Annotated in this window: 18 protein-coding genes; 10 read left to right on the plus strand and 8 right to left on the minus strand. The window is 51.0% G+C overall.

Annotation, left to right across the window (positions count from 1 at the left end):
• The first annotated feature begins 47 nt into the window (after positions 1-47).
• Both ptsI and crr read left to right on the plus strand, forming a co-directional pair.
• Positions 48-1,775: a phosphoenolpyruvate-protein phosphotransferase PtsI gene (gene ptsI, locus BZG25_RS04895; protein WP_077578600.1), complete on the plus strand. Its 1,728-nt coding sequence runs from the start codon at positions 48-50 to the stop codon at positions 1,773-1,775.
• A 39-nt stretch (positions 1,776-1,814) separates the two neighbouring features.
• Positions 1,815-2,324: a PTS glucose transporter subunit IIA gene (crr, locus tag BZG25_RS04900; RefSeq protein WP_046073714.1), complete on the plus strand. Its 510-nt coding sequence runs from the start codon at positions 1,815-1,817 to the stop codon at positions 2,322-2,324.
• Positions 2,325-2,392: 68 nt separating this feature from the next.
• Here the strand turns inward: crr and BZG25_RS04905 are convergent, their stop codons facing one another.
• Positions 2,393-2,842 (minus strand): DUF2919 family protein, encoded by a 450-nt coding sequence (locus BZG25_RS04905; RefSeq protein WP_158010026.1) that lies wholly within the window; start codon positions 2,840-2,842, stop codon positions 2,393-2,395.
• Between the two features lie 121 nt (positions 2,843-2,963).
• Between BZG25_RS04905 and BZG25_RS04910 the strand changes: the two genes are divergently transcribed.
• On the plus strand, positions 2,964-3,314 hold the full coding sequence (locus BZG25_RS04910; RefSeq protein WP_046073715.1) for a DUF2956 domain-containing protein: 351 nt from the start codon (positions 2,964-2,966) through the stop codon (positions 3,312-3,314).
• A 65-nt stretch (positions 3,315-3,379) separates the two neighbouring features.
• On the plus strand, positions 3,380-3,760 hold the full coding sequence (locus BZG25_RS04915) for a DUF1499 domain-containing protein (protein WP_158010027.1): 381 nt from the start codon (positions 3,380-3,382) through the stop codon (positions 3,758-3,760).
• Here BZG25_RS04915 and BZG25_RS04920 read toward each other — a convergent pair.
• Positions 3,757-4,035, minus strand: coding sequence for a helix-turn-helix domain-containing protein (locus tag BZG25_RS04920; protein WP_025740011.1), 279 nt, complete (start codon positions 4,033-4,035; stop codon positions 3,757-3,759). The genes BZG25_RS04915 and BZG25_RS04920 overlap by 4 nt on opposite strands.
• A 224-nt stretch (positions 4,036-4,259) precedes the next feature.
• Between BZG25_RS04920 and BZG25_RS04925 the strand changes: the two genes are divergently transcribed.
• The 4 genes from BZG25_RS04925 to BZG25_RS04940 are packed head-to-tail and all read left to right on the plus strand — an operon-like array spanning position 4,260 to position 6,653.
• On the plus strand, positions 4,260-4,604 hold the full coding sequence (locus BZG25_RS04925; RefSeq protein ID WP_046073717.1) for an ArsC family reductase: 345 nt from the start codon (positions 4,260-4,262) through the stop codon (positions 4,602-4,604).
• A 38-nt stretch (positions 4,605-4,642) separates the two neighbouring features.
• Entirely contained in the window at positions 4,643-5,776 is a 1,134-nt protein-coding gene (gene dapE / locus BZG25_RS04930) for a succinyl-diaminopimelate desuccinylase (RefSeq protein WP_046073718.1), read from the plus strand.
• On the plus strand, positions 5,704-6,471 hold the full coding sequence (locus BZG25_RS04935) for a M15 family metallopeptidase (RefSeq protein WP_046073719.1): 768 nt from the start codon (positions 5,704-5,706) through the stop codon (positions 6,469-6,471). The genes dapE and BZG25_RS04935 overlap by 73 nt, the downstream gene beginning before the upstream one ends.
• Positions 6,459-6,653: a DUF2897 family protein gene (locus BZG25_RS04940; RefSeq protein ID WP_046073720.1), complete on the plus strand. Its 195-nt coding sequence runs from the start codon at positions 6,459-6,461 to the stop codon at positions 6,651-6,653. The genes BZG25_RS04935 and BZG25_RS04940 overlap by 13 nt, the downstream gene beginning before the upstream one ends.
• A 68-nt stretch (positions 6,654-6,721) precedes the next feature.
• Here the strand turns inward: BZG25_RS04940 and purC are convergent, their stop codons facing one another.
• The 3 genes from purC to dapA are packed head-to-tail and all read right to left on the minus strand — an operon-like array spanning position 6,722 to position 9,416.
• Positions 6,722-7,435 carry a phosphoribosylaminoimidazolesuccinocarboxamide synthase gene (gene purC / locus BZG25_RS04945; RefSeq protein ID WP_077578603.1) on the minus strand — a complete coding sequence of 238 codons (714 nt, stop codon included), beginning with the start codon at positions 7,433-7,435 and terminating at the stop codon, positions 6,722-6,724.
• Between the two features lie 58 nt (positions 7,436-7,493).
• Positions 7,494-8,522, minus strand: a complete 1,029-nt coding sequence (gene bamC, locus BZG25_RS04950; protein WP_046073722.1) for an outer membrane protein assembly factor BamC — start codon at positions 8,520-8,522, stop codon at positions 7,494-7,496.
• Between the two features lie 15 nt (positions 8,523-8,537).
• Positions 8,538-9,416, minus strand: coding sequence for a 4-hydroxy-tetrahydrodipicolinate synthase (gene dapA, locus BZG25_RS04955; protein WP_046073723.1), 879 nt, complete (start codon positions 9,414-9,416; stop codon positions 8,538-8,540).
• Positions 9,417-9,683: 267 nt separating this feature from the next.
• Between dapA and bcp the strand changes: the two genes are divergently transcribed.
• A complete protein-coding gene (gene bcp, locus BZG25_RS04960) occupies positions 9,684-10,154 on the plus strand; it encodes a thioredoxin-dependent thiol peroxidase (protein ID WP_046073724.1) in 471 nt (156 codons plus the stop codon).
• Positions 10,155-10,256: 102 nt separating this feature from the next.
• Here the strand turns inward: bcp and BZG25_RS04965 are convergent, their stop codons facing one another.
• The 3 genes from BZG25_RS04965 to BZG25_RS04975 form a co-directional block, all read right to left on the minus strand.
• Positions 10,257-11,693 carry an FAD-dependent oxidoreductase gene (locus tag BZG25_RS04965; RefSeq protein WP_077578604.1) on the minus strand — a complete coding sequence of 479 codons (1,437 nt, stop codon included), beginning with the start codon at positions 11,691-11,693 and terminating at the stop codon, positions 10,257-10,259.
• A gap of 106 nt (positions 11,694-11,799) precedes the next feature.
• The gene (locus BZG25_RS04970; RefSeq protein ID WP_077578605.1) at positions 11,800-12,879 is read right to left on the minus strand and encodes an AI-2E family transporter; all 1,080 of its coding nucleotides are present in this window, start codon (positions 12,877-12,879) and stop codon (positions 11,800-11,802) included.
• A gap of 10 nt (positions 12,880-12,889) precedes the next feature.
• Positions 12,890-13,108, minus strand: coding sequence for a sulfurtransferase TusA family protein (locus BZG25_RS04975; RefSeq protein ID WP_046073727.1), 219 nt, complete (start codon positions 13,106-13,108; stop codon positions 12,890-12,892).
• A gap of 125 nt (positions 13,109-13,233) precedes the next feature.
• Here BZG25_RS04975 and BZG25_RS04980 point away from each other — a divergent pair, with 125 nt between their 5' ends.
• On the plus strand, positions 13,234-14,733 hold the full coding sequence (locus BZG25_RS04980; protein ID WP_077578606.1) for a M48 family metalloprotease: 1,500 nt from the start codon (positions 13,234-13,236) through the stop codon (positions 14,731-14,733).
• Positions 14,734-14,741 lie beyond the last annotated feature (8 nt).

Genomic DNA, 14,741 nt, shown 5'->3' on the forward strand with positions numbered 1-14,741 from the left:
GGCTCTTTTTCTATCGGTTTTAAGTTGGATAAACGTAAGGTAAAGCTATGATTTCAGGCATCCTGGCATCACCTGGTATTGCTTTTGGTAAAGCACTGCTGCTGCAAGAAGAAGACGTTGTTATCAATAAAGATAAGATTGCTGCGTCTCAAATCGACAAAGAAATTCAGCGCGTATTGGATGCTCGCGAACAGTCTAAGACGCAACTTGAAGCGATCAAAGACAAAGCAAGGGAGACCTTTGGCGAAGAGAAAGAAGCTATCTTCGAAGGTCACATCATGCTGCTTGAAGATGAAGAGCTCGAAGAAGAGATCGTCAGCTTCATTAAGTCAAACCTAGCAACCGCTGATCACGCAATCTACAGCGTTATCGAAGAACAAGCGGTGACGCTTGAGTCACTCGACGACGATTATCTGAAAGAGCGTGCCGCGGATATCCGTGATATCGGTTCACGCTTCGTCAAAAACGCACTTGGCATCAACATGGTGTCGTTGAGCGCTATCAACGAAGAAGTGATCCTGGTTGCAAACGATCTGACGCCTTCAGAAACAGCACAGGTTGACCTGAATTATGTGCTTGGTTTCATCACCGACATTGGTGGTCGCACTTCACACTCTTCAATCATGGCGCGCTCGCTTGAGCTACCAGCGATTGTAGGCACCAATGATGCAACCAGCAAAGTAAAAAACGGCGACATGCTGGTGCTTGATGCGATTAACAACCAAATCGTTATCAACCCATCAGACCAAGAGCTCAGCAAGTTCAAAGCGATTCGCGATCAACATATCGCCGAAAAAGCGGAACTGGCTAAGCTTAAAGATCTGCCAGCCATCACGCTGGACGGTCACCAAGTCGAAGTGTGCGGTAACGTGGGTACAGTCAAAGACTGTGACGGCGTGAACCGTAACGGCGGTGAAGGTGTCGGTCTTTATCGCACCGAATTCCTGTTTATGGATCGCGACTCGCTTCCTACCGAAGAAGAGCAATACCAAGCTTATAAAGCGGTAGCGAAAGCGATTGATGGTCACCCAGTGATCATCCGCACCATGGATATCGGCGGTGACAAAGATCTGCCTTATATGGACTTGCCGGAAGAAATGAACCCATTCTTGGGTTGGCGTGCAGTCCGTATTAGCCTCGATCGTCGCGAAATTCTCCGCGATCAGCTTCGTGCCATTCTTCGCGCATCGGCACACGGTAAAATCCGTGTGATGTTCCCGATGATTATTTCTGTGGAAGAAATCCGAGAGCTGAAAGAAGCGATCGAGACCTATAAAGCAGAATTGCGCCAAGAAGGTCACGACTTCGACGCTGATCTGGAAATCGGTGTGATGGTTGAGACGCCAGCCGCGGCTGCGATCGCTCACCACCTCGCAAAAGAAGTGGAATTCTTCAGCATTGGCACCAACGATTTGACCCAGTACACCTTGGCGGTCGATCGTGGTAACGAGCTGATTTCGCACCTGTATAACCCACTGTCTCCTGCTGTATTGACGGTTATCAAGCAAGTGATTGATGCCTCACATGCGGAAGGTAAATGGACGGGTATGTGCGGAGAGCTTGCAGGTGACGAGAAAGCAACGTTACTATTGATGGGAATGGGTTTGGATGAGTTTAGTATGAGTGCCATCTCTATCCCTCGCATCAAGAAGATTATCCGTAATGCCAACTTTGCTGATGTGAAAGCGATGGCCGACAAAGCACTCACTCTGCCAACTGCGGCAGAAATCGAGGCCTATGTCGAAAAATTTATTGCGGAAAAAACCGCTTGCTAATATACAATCAGCAAAGAATCACTGCTTAGGAGCAACACTATGGGTCTGTTCGACAAACTGAAGAAGTTGGTGTCTGAAGACAGCAACGACGCTAGTGCCATTGAAATTATCGCCCCATTGTCGGGTGAGATCGTCAACATCGAAGACGTGCCTGACGTTGTGTTTGCTGAGAAAATCGTCGGTGATGGTGTTGCGATTAAACCATCGGGCGACAAGATGGTTGCGCCAGTTAACGGCACAATCGGTAAGATTTTCGAAACCAACCACGCTTTTTCAATTGAGTCTGATGACGGCGTAGAGCTGTTCGTGCACTTTGGCATCGACACTGTCGAGCTGAAAGGCGAAGGCTTTAAGCGCATTGCGGAAGAAGGTCAAACGGTGAAAGCCGGTGATACCGTGATCGAATTTGATTTAGGCATGCTCGAAGAGAAAGCCAAATCAACGCTAACGCCGGTTGTTATCTCTAACATGGACGAAATCAAAGAGCTGACTAAGCTCTCTGGTGCCGTCACTGTGGGTGAAACATCTGTATTGCGCGTTACTAAGTAATTAGGTTTACTTAGTGAGGAAAAAACGCAGCCTCGTGCTGCGTTTTTTTATGCCCGGCGTTGCCCAGTCTATGTGAACTGATAAAAAAAGCGCTTTACGCGCTGGCTTCTCAGCCAATAAAGGCTCGCCCACACTAACCAAAGCCCGTGCAAGGCAAGCAACCAATCAAACCGTCCCCCCGTCATCGTGAGCGTATGCACCACTTGATAGGCTTCCCACGTCCACAATAGCCACACCCACCAATAACCTAAGTGCCAATGCTGTGTTAACCATTCAGGCGCCTTGTCGCAGCTCCCCACCAACAGTAATAGCCCAAGCGGCACCAGGCCAATCCCTAAACTGAGATAAAACGCAGCGGTGTCCGGATAAACCAGCGCAAGCAGCTCGCTGCCCTGCTCTCGGCTGACACCGGCCATCGCCAGTAGCCACCATGCGCGACTTAACAGTAGCAGGCACAGTACGGCGATCTGGGGGGCCTTGATATACCCTTTGTCGTCGAAATGATGAAACGTGTCCATAAGATTTTTGATTGAGAAGTCACGCATTTACCATGGCGACATGCGATAAAAACTGCAAGCGCAAAAGCAAAATTTGTTATCCTAGGGACGAGCCATTTATTTAGCGTTACATGGAGCCCTCATGGCCAAAACAAAAGCCAAAGCAACGATTTCGCCAGAGACGCAACAAGACGCCATGCGCGTTGCCAAAGCCACGCAAAAGCCTGGACAAACCAAGGCTCAGACGAAACTGATCGCTCAAGGGATTGAGAAAGGGATTGCGCAGTACAAAAAAGAACAAAAAGCAAAGGCGCGGGCGCAGGACAAAGCGCGCAAAAAACAGCAAAAACCGACACCGGCTGTCGACCAACTCAGCGAGCCTGCCTCTTCACCGCAGCCTACTGCACAAGATAAAGGGCACAGCCGTTTACCTTGGCTTTTACTCGTCGTAAGCTGGATAGGGTTTATTGGTTACACGCTCGTGGGGGCATAATGGGAAAAAATCTGCTCGGCCTCATTGTACTTTTTACACTGTTCGGCTGCTCGAAAGGAGGCCCCATGGCAAAACAACCGCCTGTCACTGCCTGTGGTGACAGCCCTAATTGTGTTTCAACAGAAGACACGCGCGCGACATTTCAGTTAGCGCCCTTACCGCTGGCTAACACCGATGTTGCCTTGGCGACCATTGTTGAGAAAGTTGCCTCAATGCCAGGTGCTCAAGTGGTTTCAGCCCAAGAAAACTACGCACACTTGCGCTTCACCACCCGGGTGCTGCGCTTTGTCGATGATGTTGAAGTCTCACTCAGTGATAACCAGCTCGCGCTTCGCTCTGCCTCTCGTATTGGCTATTACGACTTTGGCGCAAACCGTCGGCGTGCTGATGCCATTCGACGCACACTGGTCGAGGCGAAACTGGTCCGTCCCTTAGGCGATCACTAGTTGATATACGAGCGAATGTCTCGCTTTTTATCCTCGACCCAATCGCGACGAAACGGGCCCCAGTCTTTTAGCTGGTAATAACCATCGTTGTGGCGCTTGCCATCTTGGATAAATGTCATATCAATGCCTAGCCCTGACAAAGATTTGAGCACATCCTGGATAGTGCGACGCGGCCAGCCTGTTGCCTCAATCAAACGCGGAACATTTGGGCGCTCCATCTCTTCTACCAGTGCGGCGAGATACAAGCGCCGAGCGAATACCGGGTTGAGTTCCATACGAACCTCCAACAATTACGAATGATCCCATTATTCATGGCGCCTGCTAAGAGGTTTTGCGTTTGATCAAAACGCCATCAAATCGACGTGCTGCAGGCGCATTTACCCACGCATTTCACACGGTTTTGCGCCATCACATGGCGTACATCCCTGCCGCGCCAAGTATTGCGTTCATTAACCAGTGGTGTCACTCTTAAACCTTTGCCAACAATCACGATAAGACCATGACAACTGTATTTGGGATTAAAAACTGCGACACCCTAAAAAAAGCCCTAAAGTGGTTGGATAACCAAGGTATCGACTACCAATATCACGACTACCGGAAAGATGGCTTAGACGCACAAATGCTGCAAACTTTCGTTGCCGAACTGGGCTGGGAAGCGTTAATCAACAAACGTGGCACCACCTACCGCCAACTAAGCGATGAGCAAAAAGCCCATTTAGACCAAGCCAGCGCTATCGCAATCATGCTCGACAACCCAGCGATCATTAAACGCCCATTGCTCGTACACAAAGGTAGCTATTACCTCGGCTTTAAAGAGAACCAATACGCTGATATTTTCGCGTAATGTGATAGTCGATTCATTTTTGTTGTAAGGAAACCCCGATGACTGACTCTGCCACGCTGGCTTTAGCGAAAGATCTGATAAACCGAGAATCGGTCACGCCGGAAGATGCCGGCTGCCAAGATCAAATGATTGCGCGGTTAGAAGCCTTGGGCTTCACCATTGAGACCATGGTGTTTGAAGATACCACTAACCTTTGGGCCAGGCGGGGGACGGAAGGCCCTCTGTTTGCTTTTGCCGGCCACACTGACGTGGTTCCCTCAGGGCCGCGCGAACAATGGCATACACCGCCGTTTGAAGCGACAGTGATTGACGATCACCTCCATGGACGTGGCGCCGCGGATATGAAAGGCTCATTGGCCGCCATGGTTGTCGCGGTTGAGCGTTTTATTGCCCAGCACCCTGACCACTCTGGCTCTCTCGCGTTTTTAATCACCTCAGATGAAGAAGGCCCGTTTATTAACGGCACTACCCGCGTCGTCGATACCCTAATGTCGCGCGGCGAGAAGATCGATATGTGTATTGTTGGCGAACCGTCTAGCACACACCATGTCGGTGATGTGGTGAAAAACGGCCGTCGCGGGTCAATCACCGGGGATCTCTACGTCAAAGGGACACAAGGCCATGTCGCCTATCCGCATCTTGCCAACAACCCAGTGCATCAGGCGATGCCAGCGCTCACCGAGCTTGCGCAAACACTCTGGGACAAAGGCAATGCGTTTTTCCCCCCCACAAGCTTCCAAATCCCCAATATCGAGGCTGGCACAGGCGCGGCCAATGTCATCCCAGGGGAATGCCATGCGCAGTTTAACTTCCGCTTCAGCACCGAGCTGGACAGTGAAACCATCAAAAAGCGGGTTTACTCTATTTTAGACGCCCATGGGCTCGACTATACCCTTGAGTGGACGCACAGTGGTGACCCTTTCTTAACCGATAAAGGTACGTTGCTGGACGCGGTGGTGGCGGCGGTGGAAGAGGTGAATCATCAAACACCGGAACTGCTGACCACTGGCGGCACCTCCGACGGACGTTTTATTGCGCAAATGGGTGCGCAAGTGATTGAGCTGGGCCCGGTGAATGCCACTATCCACAAGGTGAATGAATGTGTCAGTATCCCGGATTTAGAAAAGCTGACGGACATGTATCAAAAGGTGTTGGAGAAAGCACTCCCTTGACCCCAACGTCCGCACAGCTCACTGGCCAAGACGGCTCAGTGCTCGCACCGATCAACAACCAACCTAATGCACCATGCTTGCATCAGGCTGTACTGGCTGATTTTGCCGCCTTACAACAGGCGGCATCACAAGCGGGCTTTACCCTAATGGTCGCCAGCGGCTATCGCTCGTTTGCCCGTCAGTTGGCTATCTGGAATGGTAAATTTAATGGCGAAAAACCGGTGCTAGATGCCGACAGCCAGCCACTGGATATCACGCAACTGTCTGATGATGCGCGCGTCAAGGCAATATTGCGTTGGTCAGCTTTGCCTGGGGCAAGCCGCCATCATTGGGGAACAGATTTAGACGTGTATGACAAGCGTGCACTGGCTCCACATCAAAGGTTGGCGCTCACCCCACCGGAATATGATGATGGCCCTCAGGCCGCGTTTTCTCAGTGGCTTAAAACCCACGCCCCGCAATGGGGGTTCTTCCTTCCTTATGCCGAGGATAAGGGCGGTGTTGCGAGGGAGCCTTGGCATATCAGCCATATCGCCACCAGCGCCACCCTTTTGTCAGCATTTAGCCAAGACATGCTTGCCAACGCGATCGGCAATGCCCCTATTTGTGGTAAACGTACTATTCTTGACCAATTGGATTGGATATATTCAACCTACGTCACCAATCTCTGCGAGGTGGAACAATGGAATGGCTAACCAACCCTTATGTCATTATTGCCATCGTGGTTGCCGTGGTGGTCAGTAATATCATGGCACTCAAGTACACCGCCAACGCAAAGTTTGGCCTTAAGTACAAAGAGAAGCCGGATAAACAGTCGTCATCCAAAGAAAGCGATGCGGGGAATGATCAAGCGCAATCAGACGAGCATAAAGAATAAATAGCGCCATATTGATGGCGCTATTTTTCGCGCGCAAAAAGCAAACGTTTGCTTTTTAAAACCAAAAATTACAAGGTAAGGCCGATACGCTTTGCCACCTCGATGTAAGCATCCACAACACCACCTAGGCCTTGACGGAAACGGTCTTTATCCAGTTTTTCTCGGGTATTGGCATCCCACAATCGGCAACCGTCAGGACTAAACTCGTCACCCAGAACAATATTACCTTGATGATCAACACCAAACTCAAGTTTATAATCGACCAACAACAGCTCTCCTTCCGCAAACAGCGCTTTGAGGACATCGTTCACCTTGTAGGTCAGTGATTTCATCGTCGCCAATTGCGCTTGCGTGGCGTAGCCCAAAGACTCACACAAGGGTTCATTGACCATGGGATCGTGTAGCGCGTCGTTTTTTAAAAACAACTCAAAGGTGGGTGGCGTCAGTGCCGTCCCTTCCTCGACGCCAAGGCGACGGCAAAGTGAACCGGCTGCAATATTGCGCACCACACACTCTACAGGGATCATATCTAGCTTTTTCACCACACACTCGGTATCGGACAACAATTGGTCCATTTGGGTGGGGATGCCCGCCTGCTCAAGCTTTTGCATGATGAAGTGATTAAATTTGTTATTCACTTCGCCTTTTCGCTCAAGCTGCTCAACACGCTCGCCATCAAAAGCCGACGTGTCATTGCGAAAGTGCAGAACAAAGCGGTGCTCATCATCTGTGGCATAGACAGATTTTGCCTTACCGCGATACAACTCAGCACGTTTTTCCATTACCTATACTCTCCATTAGGCGCTAAAAGTAAGGGACGCTCACCGCGTCCCTATAAAATTACTCTGATGCTTGGTTCACTTGGGCAATGACCGCTTTGAGCGCTGGGCTCAGCGCTTCTAACGTCGCCTCATCGACAGGCTTACCATCGCTGTTGGTCACGTTAAGTGACGTGCGGTTGCCTAGATCGCCCAGCAACAAGGTATAGCTGTTGTCCGGGAACGAAATCGGATCAACACCAAGGGATTGCCAACGCTCATCATTTGGCGCGACGTGACGGGTTTTCACCGTGCCTTGCGACTGGTTACGACTTTCTACCGTGAACCCTAAAGGCTTGATGATAGCAGGCAGCTTTTCCCAAACCACATCATATGGGGCGCGCGCGATGATGACCGGCAACCCACTGCGATCGGTACCAAAGCTAATCGGAATATCAGACTGGCGCTGCTCCGCCAAACGGCGCGCTTCGGCACGCAATGCCGCATCGTGACTCACCGTGATAAGGTTAGTCATCAGGGTGTTGTAGCGCTCACGCAACGCAGGGGTGAGCGGTTCATCGCTGGCTTTCGCACGCGAGTCAATCATATTAACCCCTAACGCAAAGCGGCGACCTTGCTCAAGGCGCGATAAACGGAAGCGTGCTTGATGGGCGCTGTCTTCTTTTTCCCAAGCAATCCAACCGGTTTCTACTTGGTCTGCCGTTTGCGACGACACTGGGATGGTCTGCTCGCTGACCAAACGCTCTACCGTTTGCCATACTTTATCGAGTTGCTTTTCATTGGCAACGGCAAGGGTGACGCCACGGCTATCACGTTGTATCCGTGCGCCCGGGATCAGATCCAGCACTTGGCGCGGCGGACGAATATCAACGTTCTGACCGACTTCACCATTAAAATCTTGTGTCGGGATCTGATAATTGGTGGAAAAATACGGCGCTTGATCCGGCAAGGTTTGCCATGGCGACAACGGGGTTGTTTGCAAATAGTCAAAGTCATCTTTGGCTTGACGGCGCTGCTCGACGCCACCACTGCAGGCCACCACACTGGTGGCCATGATGGCACATAGGCCGAGCTTAAATACTGGTTTCATTGACACTCCAACGGCTTAAACAGCACCTGCGACACGCAGTGCCTCACGAACATCTGGACGCAAGTGCTCGCTTAACTCAGTTAATGGCAGACGAAGGTGCCCATCCGCAATCAAGCCCATCTCACGGACTGCCCACTTCACAGGGATCGGATTGGCTTCGTCAAACAGGTGACGATGTAGGGGGATCAAGGTTTCGTTAATGGCATGCGCTTGCTCTGCTTCACCTGCGCGCGCCAGTTTGATCATTTTAGCCATTTGCGCAGCCGCCACATTATTGGTCACAGAGATAACGCCGTGCCCCCCGGCCAAGACAAAATCCAAGCCCGTTAAATCATCGCCACTGAATAAGAGGAAATCGTCGCCACAAAGTTCCCGATGAATCGCCACTCGGCTTACATCAGCGGTGGCATCTTTCAGACCAATGATGTTGTCGAATGCCGCCAGTCGCGCTACTGTCTCAGGCTGAATATCGACCGCGGTACGCCCGGGAACATTATATAAAATCTGTGGCAGGTCCGTGGCTTCAGCAATGGCTTTGTAATGCTGGAACAAACCTTCCTGGGTTGGTTTATTATAATAAGGGGTCACGCTTAGGCAGGCGGCCACACCTGAGCCAGCAAACATTTTGCTGAAAGTGATTGCTTCATGGGTGGCATTGGCGCCAGTTCCCGCAATAACCGGAATACGCCCGTTAGCAAATTCCAAGGTTTTCAGCACAACTTTAATGTGCTCATCCACGGTTACTGTCGACGACTCACCCGTCGTGCCCACTGCGACAATCGCATCAGTGCCCGATTGGATATGAAACTCGACCAGTTTTTCCAGGCTAACGTAATCAACTTCGCCGTGTGCATCCATTGGTGTGACGAGCGCCACAATGCTTCCAGAAACCATGTTCGTCTCCCTTATTAGTGATGCTTGCAATGTTACTTTTGGCGCTGGGCAAACACAAGAATAACCCTGCGTCTAGGCATGTCTTAATCGACATTTTTTCATCGATAGACAATGTGTCTTATCGTTATAATCGAGGAAGGGGTGAGTCTGCGTCAATGGGCAGTCAAATCCTGTCAAGTCAGTGATCCTATTATCAAAAACTTGCGTAATCGCGAACACCCTCTATCATCGTGAATTCGGTTTACCGACAAAAAGGAAACGCAGCGCATGCAAACAATCACCGAAGGCGCACAAGCGCCCGATTTTTCACTGCAAGATCAAAATGGCGACACCGTCACGCTTAGCCAATTCAAAGGTGACAAACGTGTTCTGGTTTATTTCTACCCAAAGGCGATGACACCGGGTTGTACAACGCAGGCCTGCTCGCTACGCGATACGAAAGCCGAGTTGGATGCACTTGACACCGTGGTGCTTGGCATAAGTCCAGATCCGGTGAAAAAACTGGCCCGTTTTGTTGAACGCGACGCACTTAACTTCACGCTGTTGAGCGATGAAGATCATGCCGTCGCCGATGCGTTCGGAGTCTGGGGACCGAAAAAATTCATGGGCAAAGAATACGATGGGATTCATCGTCTAAGCTTTTTGGTTGGCAAAGACGGTAAGATAGAACATGTGTTCAATAAGTTTAAAACCAAGGATCACCACCAAGTGGTGCTTGATTACTTAAACCAAGCGTAACGTCAGTCCACGTTGGCTTTGGCGACACGTTAGCTTTGGCGACAAAGCAGCCTACATGCTGCTGACTAAAAGCGCACGTACACCGTGCGCTTTTTTGTATGATTAGCCGACAGGCTTTGCCAACGCCTCAGGGTATCCGCGGCGTGTCGCAAGCTCGCAAGCGGTATCGATTATCTTCGCGGTGTTGGGGCGAGACAATGGCTGATAAGAGGTAGGAGATATCCAACCTGAATCTTCAAATTGCGTCAGTACTTTATTGATGGCCGTCAGCGCCGACGATGCTTTGACAATTTCCAAACGCGCATAACGTTCACCATCAAACGACACATCCGAGGCACGTAACGAAGGATCATCCCCGGGGATTTGCTGCGCACCACACAAGGGTTTGCCACCTACTTCGGCCTGTTTAAATGCCGGTAACCACTGGCCAAAATGGTCAATCGCACGATCAGTGCGTTCACACACTTCTTGCCAGTCCCAGCCTTTATCGATGTTTTTCACATAACGTGCATCGACAGTCGGTTGCGCCGACTCCGCAGAGCTTTTCACTAAACCACGCTCAAACAAGGTGACGTCTTGAGTCATACCGTGCAGCTGGAAAAAACCATCCGGGTAAGGAGTCAACTGCGCCATTCCCTGTGGGGTGCCCCGTTGACCGTGGACAATGATTTCCGGCCACTGATACTCAGTCCGTGTCCAATGCGCGATATACGCGGCTTTGTATTCGACCAAACGCTCGCGACCAAACCCGGCCATATCATCGATTGTCCCCGTGCGGAATCCGGCCGCATTGATAAGATAGTCAACGTCGGTGGTCTGTATCTGCCCTGACTGGTCTTGATAGGTTACCCGCCACCCTGACGAGATGGGCTGAGTATCCATCACTTTGTGATTGAAATTAAGCTGACAATGAGGCGCGTCGGCAAGGGTCAATTGCGCTTCCGCCGCCAAGCGAAACACGCTAAGCCCGTATTCTTGCACCAGGACCAGAGGGTATTTCATTGCACTTAAATCGAGCGATTGCGCCACGGGCCACATCCATCGATCGGCAGCATCGATCACGCTGTGATAGTCTTGAGCGCGCAATGCTTCCAGTTCCTCTTGCTGATACAAACGGAAATAATCGCTCGGCTCACCCATGACTTTATTATCGCTATCGATCTCAACCAATTGCGCATAACGCTCACGCAGGGTTTCTAAACGTGCAATCACACTGTCTAATGAACCTGGGTCTTGCTGAGGAACGGCGAGGACAGTCGGTCGACGATTGACCGAATGCGGATACATGCGCACCGTGGCCACCGACTGTTCGAGTAAGGTCAGGCATTGATCGAGTGAAATTTCACGATACAAATTGCCGCCCGCGTGCAGATGGCAAATTGGCGGCCCACTCACCAAGCCGGTGCCCGCCTCAAACACCTGGGTGTCCACCCCACGCTCAACCAAGCGCATTGCCGCTGTGGTTCCCGCAACACCGCCACCTATCACCGCGACGCGAAACTTTTCTACTTGCGTTTGTTCTTGCCTGTGTTGTGCCATGCCAACCCTGTTTTCATTACTACTTCTGTGGGCCAAACTGATCACGACGTGTCGATGTTTACCTGCCGCTCAGCCCCTTTTATTAGGGGCGTGAAAACAAGATGGATCACTCAATATCTGTCTTGGGATCGTCATCCAGCTCAATCACTGGCAGCGCTTGCCACACCGCTTTCACTAAGGTCGCCAATGGAATAGCAAAAAATACCCCCCAAAAGCCCCAGAGTCCACCGAAAACCAGTACGGCTATTATGATGGCGACTGGATGTAAATTCACCGCTTCTGAAAAAAGTACGGGGACGAGCACATTGCCATCTAGCGCTTGGATAACGCCATAGGCGATCATTACATACCAAAAACCAGGCTCAAGCCCCCACTGGAACAAGGCAACAATGGCTATCGGGACGGTGACAATCGCCGCACCAATATAAGGCACCAAGACAGAGAAGCCCGTCGCCACACTGAGTAGGACCGCATAGCGAAGGTCTAACAGGCTAAAGGTCAAATAACTGGTCACCCCGACGATAATGATTTCAGTCACTTTGCCCCGGATGTAGTTGGAGATCTGCTGATTCATCTCATGGCCGACTCGAGAGGCAAGACGACGGTTGCGTGGTAACAAGCCTTTGAACATCGCCAACATTTGTACTTTGTCCTTGAGCAAAAAGAACACCAGCAGGGGCACTAAAATCAGGTATACCGCCACCGCGACTAAGTTCACCAAAGACGCCAATGAACCTTTTACCAATGTTTCGCCAAGGTTGAGCACTTTATTTTGCAAGGTATCGACAAAGGTATTGACCATATGGGGATTGATCAGCTCTGGGTAGCGTTCTGGCAAACTCAGCATCAGTGCTTGCATGTTATTAAACATATTTGGCACATCGGCCACCAAGCTGACCCCCTGGTTCCATATGGTCGGCACCAACCCGAATAACGCCATCAAGGTTAAGCTGACAAACACAGTCAGTACCACCAGCACTGACAAAATGCGGGGCAAACCCAGCCGGCAGAGACGATTTACCGGCCAATCAAGTAGATAGGCCATCACGATCGCGACCAATAATGGGGCGAGCAAATTGCCAAAAAAGTAGATGGTAATAAAACCAAAAAGAAGGATCGCCACCAGGCTCACGGCATGTGGGTCAGAAAAACGTCGCCGATACCAGCGATGTAACATATCAAACATAAAAAGCCCGCTATTTCTTTGTGATGAGTAGCCGCGAAGCTGGCGTGTCTAACCACCTCATGCTGAAGCCTTCGCGTTTAAAATACTTGGGGATATCGTCTTTCGCCCCTTGATCACCGAGTAAAATCACCAATTGCTCACCTGACTGCAATAACGCGGCGGCGCGCTTTGCCAGCAATAGCGCCATTGGACAAACATGTTCTCGCAAATCAAGTGTTTGAGATTCCATTCTGGCTCACCGGTCGGTATTATCGTCAGTATTGTAATGGACATTAGATAGAACGCCAACGAAACCCTAACGGGTTTTATCGGTCTGTACCTAAGTACACCCTGCATTTAAAGGTCATCATACTTATGTCATCTCGCGCACTTGGCTCTCACAAAGGCAACAACGCTCGCCGCCTGCTCTGTTATGCACTAGCGGGGGTTTTAGCGAGCGCACCTGTGTCGGCACGTGTTGAGTCATATCAAAGTGACTTACCTGATATCGGTACCGCCGCCGTCAGTACCTTATCGGTTGCCAAAGAGAAAGAGTTTGGTGATGCCTACATGCGGATGCTAAGAGCCAGCAAGCCCATCATCAGCGATCCTCTGCTCAACGAGTATATTAATGGCTTGGGCCATCGACTGGTGGCGAATGCCAACGATGTTCGCACACCCTTTCGATTTATTTTAATCGATAATCAGGCAATCAACGCCTTTGCCTTTTTCGGTGGCTACGTGGCCATGCACTCTGGGCTGTTCCTCCATGCAAAAACGGAAAGCGAATTGGCATCGGTGATGGCCCACGAAATCGCCCATGTCACCCAGCGTCATCTTGCAAGAAGCATGGAGGAGCAAGCGCAAACCTCGCCGCTGACCGTCGCCGCCTTAGTGGGATCGTTGATGCTCGCGATTGCCTCTCCCGAAGCCGGGATTGCAGCGGCACACGCCGCGACAGCGGGCAGTATGCAAAACCAAATAAACTTCACCCGTCGCAATGAAGAAGAAGCCGATCGGATCGGCATTGAAACCCTCGCACGTGCTGATTTTGACGTGCAAGCCATGCCGCGATTTTTCTCACGATTGGCGGATGAGTACCGTTACGCCAGCCAAATGCCCGAGTACTTCAGCACCCACCCTTTACCGGCTTCACGGATCACTGATTCTCGCGCTCGTGCCCGCCAATACCCACAAAAACGGGTACCTGTCTCGCCCGATTATCAACTCGCGCGCGCCCGTATCGTCGCGCGATATAGCGGCATCGCCAGCCGCTCGGCGATGGATTGGTTTGAACGGCGTCATAAAGAGGCCTCGCCGGCCGAAAAGCAAAGCCTCAACTACGGGATGGCGTTGCTTGATATTGATGCCCGTCGTTTTGACGATGCGCGAGAAAAATTAACCCCACTTATCAAGGCGCAACCTAATAATCGATTTTTCCTCGATGCGATGACCGATTTAAACATCGGTGAGAAACAGTACGACAAGGCATTGACGCGCCTTGAAAACGCATTGAACCATCAGCCTAATAACCGCGTATTATTGCTCAATCGTGCCTATACCCTCGTCAAAGCCAAGCGAGGAGGCGAGGCGATCTCCATGCTGGAACGATATACACACCAGCATCCAGATGACAGCAACGGTTGGTTTTTGTTACAACAAGCGTACGAAAGTACCGGGACGCATCGAGACGGTGAGCTGGCCGCCCAAGGTGAGCGGTATGCCTTACGCGGACAATGGGACAAAGCCATTCGCAATTATACCCAAGCCGCTCAGCTCTCAGAACTAGGTAGCTTGGCGCAGGCACGGTATGATGCGCGTCTTGATCAACTTCGTCGCCAACAAGCCCGCTTTAAAGCGCTTAGCGACCGTTAATTCACTCA

Origin of the sequence: Salinivibrio sp. ML198 (assembly GCF_001996015.1) — a bacterium.
Classification (GTDB): Bacteria; Pseudomonadota; Gammaproteobacteria; order Enterobacterales; family Vibrionaceae; genus Salinivibrio; species Salinivibrio siamensis.

Bases quoted from the DNA above. Each gene is read 5' to 3' on its own strand.
- BZG25_RS04925 (WP_046073717.1), top strand. From the start codon at position 4,260: ATGACAACTGTATTTGGGATTAAAAACTGCGACACCCTAAAAAAAGCC.
- BZG25_RS04980 (WP_077578606.1), top strand. From the start codon at position 13,234: ATGTCATCTCGCGCACTTGGCTCTCACAAAGGCAACAACGCTCGCCGC.
- BZG25_RS04975 (WP_046073727.1), bottom strand. From the start codon at position 13,108: ATGGAATCTCAAACACTTGATTTGCGAGAACATGTTTGTCCAATGGCG.
- BZG25_RS04920 (WP_025740011.1), bottom strand. From the start codon at position 4,035: ATGGAACTCAACCCGGTATTCGCTCGGCGCTTGTATCTCGCCGCACTG.
- BZG25_RS04910 (WP_046073715.1), top strand. From the start codon at position 2,964: ATGGCCAAAACAAAAGCCAAAGCAACGATTTCGCCAGAGACGCAACAA.
- BZG25_RS04940 (WP_046073720.1), top strand. From the start codon at position 6,459: ATGGAATGGCTAACCAACCCTTATGTCATTATTGCCATCGTGGTTGCC.
- BZG25_RS04915 (WP_158010027.1), top strand. From the start codon at position 3,380: ATGGCAAAACAACCGCCTGTCACTGCCTGTGGTGACAGCCCTAATTGT.
- BZG25_RS04905 (WP_158010026.1), bottom strand. From the start codon at position 2,842: ATGGACACGTTTCATCATTTCGACGACAAAGGGTATATCAAGGCCCCC.
- BZG25_RS04965 (WP_077578604.1), bottom strand. From the start codon at position 11,693: ATGGCACAACACAGGCAAGAACAAACGCAAGTAGAAAAGTTTCGCGTC.
- BZG25_RS04935 (WP_046073719.1), top strand. From the start codon at position 5,704: ATGTGTCAGTATCCCGGATTTAGAAAAGCTGACGGACATGTATCAAAA.
- dapA (WP_046073723.1), bottom strand. From the start codon at position 9,416: ATGGTTTCTGGAAGCATTGTGGCGCTCGTCACACCAATGGATGCACAC.
- purC (WP_077578603.1), bottom strand. From the start codon at position 7,435: ATGGAAAAACGTGCTGAGTTGTATCGCGGTAAGGCAAAATCTGTCTAT.
- bcp (WP_046073724.1), top strand. From the start codon at position 9,684: ATGCAAACAATCACCGAAGGCGCACAAGCGCCCGATTTTTCACTGCAA.
- BZG25_RS04970 (WP_077578605.1), bottom strand. From the start codon at position 12,879: ATGTTTGATATGTTACATCGCTGGTATCGGCGACGTTTTTCTGACCCA.
- bamC (WP_046073722.1), bottom strand. From the start codon at position 8,522: ATGAAACCAGTATTTAAGCTCGGCCTATGTGCCATCATGGCCACCAGT.
- ptsI (WP_077578600.1), top strand. From the start codon at position 48: ATGATTTCAGGCATCCTGGCATCACCTGGTATTGCTTTTGGTAAAGCA.
- crr (WP_046073714.1), top strand. From the start codon at position 1,815: ATGGGTCTGTTCGACAAACTGAAGAAGTTGGTGTCTGAAGACAGCAAC.
- dapE (WP_046073718.1), top strand. From the start codon at position 4,643: ATGACTGACTCTGCCACGCTGGCTTTAGCGAAAGATCTGATAAACCGA.